Raw genomic sequence first — 2946 nt, 5'->3', positions numbered from 1 at the left:
CCGGCGGCGCGGGCCTGGGCCCGCGCCGCCTCGAACCTGGCCTTCTGGTCCGGGGTCAGCAACGCTTCGACCTGGCTGTTGGCGGTCTGCATGATGGTTCGGCGGGCGTCCGGGTCGTCGCCGGCCGCCGCGGCCTTGGTGCGGGCGTCGGCGAAGATGGCCTTGACCTTGGCCTGCTGGTCGGCGGTCAGGTTCAGGGTCGCCAGCAGCGCCTGCATCCGGCCGGCGCCGCGCCCGGCGCCGCTGCTCTGGCTGCCCTGACCGCTGTAGGCGTTCGCCGCCGTCTGGTCCTTGTGGCCGAACAGGCCCTCGATCCAGCCGAGGATGCCGGTGGCCTTGGGCTTCTTGTTGAAGGCGGCCGCCATGCGGGCCGCGTCCTGCGGCAGCACCACGCGCGAGCCGTCGCTCAGCCGGTCGCCGCCATCGGTGACCACCTGGTCGCCCACCGCCAGGCCGGAGGCGATCGATGCGGTCTCGCCCTGGGCCGGCCCGACCTTGACCGGCGTCACCTTGACGGTCGAATCGTCCTGGATGACGTAGACGAAGTCGCCCTGTGGGCCGTGGCGTATGGCCACCGCGGGCACGGTCACGGCGTTCTTCAGCGTGTCGACCAGCACCGTCACATTGACGAACTGGTTGGGGAACAGGGTCCCGCTGGGATTGGAAAACCGCGCCCTGGCCTTGACCGTGCCGGTCGTGGTGTCGATCTCGTTGTCCAGCGTGTAGAGTTGGCCTTGCGCCAGTGTCGTGGTTCCGGTGCGATCGAAAGCCGTGGCCGGCAGTCCGTGCTGCGAGGCCATGCGCAAGGCGACCTGCGGGATGCTGTCCTCCGGCAGGGTGAAGATCACCGTGATCGGATCGACCTCGTTGATCACCACAACGCCGTTGGCGAGGTTGCTTGAGATGAAGTTGCCCGGGTCCACCTGGCGCAGGCCGACGCGGCCGGGCACCGGCGCGACGATATGGCAATAGGCGATGTTGAGCCGGGCGCTGGCGACCTGCGCCTGGTCGGTCTTCACCACGCCCTCGTCCTGTTTGACGGTGGCGGCCTGGATGTCGACCTGCTGGCGGGCGATGGAATCCTGGCTGAGCAGGGTCCGGTAGCGGACCAGGTCGAGCCTGGCCTCGTCCAGCGCCGCCTGGTCGCGCTGCAGCTGGCCCTGGGCCTGCATCAGCGCCACCTGATAGGGGCGCACATCGACCAAGGCCAGCAACTGGCCTTTGCGCACCGACTGGCCTTCCTGGAAATAGACGTTGGTCAGGGTTCCGGAGATCTGCGACTGGACCGTGACATTGGCCTGGGGGGTCACCGTGCCCAGCGCCGTCACCTGAATGGGGATGTCGCCCAGGGCCGCGGTCGCGACGCCGACCACGGTGGGTGGACGCCGGGTCGCGCCACCGGCGCCGCCAGCCCGGCCCGCGCCGCCGCGCCCGCCGGCTCGACCCGCGGCGCCGCGTGCGCCGGCGGCCCCGGCGGGACCGCCCGCGGGCTGGCCGTGCGGTGTCAGCAGATAGGCGATGACCCCGGCGACGGCGATCGCGAGCGCAATCCAGAGCACGGTGCGCCATGCGGGCCTGCGCCCGGGCGGCGGGGCGCGATAGGGCTGGCCTGCGGGCGTCTGCCCCGATTGCGACTCGCTCAATCGGCCCTCCTGGCGTCAGCAAGCAGCGTTCGCGCGCGGCGCGATCGCATATTGGCGTCGTCTAAGGCGCCGATGACCCTGCGGTATCTCCAAGCTGAAATCTAAACGCAAGGGCCGCACCGCGCGGCCCGCGCGAACCAAGGGCGTCTATACCCTGAGTCGCGGCGGCCCAACGGGGCCTGAACGCGACGTTTGCCGGCCGTTCAGCTTCCCGCGGCCTCAGGCCGCCTTGGTGTCGGCCGGCTGGCTGAGCGCGGCCTCGATGGCGGCGTGCAGCTTGGACAGCTCGATCGGCTTGGCGACATGGCCGTCCATGCCGGCGGCCAGGTATTCCTTGACCTGGTGGGTCATGGCGTTGGCCGAGACGGCGATGATCGGCGTGCGCGGCCGGCCCAGCTCGGCCTCCGCCGCGCGGATCGCCCGCGTCGCGGCGATGCCGTCCATTTCCGGCATCTGGATGTCCATCAGGACCAGGTCGTAGGGCTCGGCGAGCCAGGCCTCGACCGCCTGGCGACCGTTGTCGACCATGGTGATCTCGACGCCGAAGCTCTGCATGATGGTCTTCAGGACCAGCTGGTTGGTCGGGATGTCTTCCGCCGCCAGCACCCGCAGCGAGCGTTCCTCGCCGGCGTCCAGCGCCTCGGCCGGCTCGGCCGCGCCCGTCTCCTCGGCCCTGGCCAGCTTCGGCGCCGGCAAGGTGACGATGAAGGTCGATCCCTTGCCCTCGGCGCTTTCCACCTCGATCTTGCCGCGCATCAGCTGGGCAAGCTCGCGGCAGATGGCCAGGCCAAGCCCGGTGCCGCCATAGCGGCGGGTGTTGGAGCCGTCGGCCTGGCTGAACTTCTGGAACAGCAGCGGCAGCTTGTCGGCGGCGATGCCGACGCCCGAGTCCTTGACCGACAGCTTCAGCCCGTCGCGGCCGTCCGGACCGATGCCCTCGACAATGACATCGACCTCGCCCTCGGCGGTGAACTTGATGGCGTTGGAGACCAGGTTGTTGAGGATCTGGCCGATGCGCACCGGGTCGCCACGCCTCAAGCCGCCGGCTTCTGGCCGAACGTCCATGGTGAAGCGGAGGTTCTTCTTGGCTTCGGCCAGCGGCGCGAAGGCCGCGCGGACATTCGCCCCCAGGACCTCGGCGTCGATCTCGCCGATCTCGAGTTCCATCTTGCCGGCCTCGATCTTGGAAATGTCGAGCACGTCGTTGAGCACGGCCAGCAATTCCTCGCCCGAGCGGCGGATCACCTCGACGCGTTCGCGCTGCTGGGCCGAGAGCTCGCCCATCTCGATGATCTGGGCCATG

Annotated in this window: 2 protein-coding genes; both read right to left on the bottom strand. The window is 69.9% G+C overall.

The window, feature by feature from the left end:
• On the bottom strand, positions 1–1643 hold a 1643-nt coding region (locus VGL85_RS07185), incomplete at its 3' end, for an MdtA/MuxA family multidrug efflux RND transporter periplasmic adaptor subunit (RefSeq protein WP_331587507.1).
• 219 nt (positions 1644–1862) lie between these two features.
• Positions 1863–2946 (bottom strand): ATP-binding protein (locus VGL85_RS07180; protein ID WP_331587505.1); only part of this gene is annotated, 1084 nt, incomplete at its 5' end.

The sequence above is a fragment of the Phenylobacterium sp. genome (assembly GCF_036501465.1).
In the GTDB taxonomy this organism is placed as follows: Bacteria; Pseudomonadota; Alphaproteobacteria; order Caulobacterales; family Caulobacteraceae; genus Phenylobacterium.
This window is presented reverse-complemented; position numbering and strand designations above follow the sequence as displayed.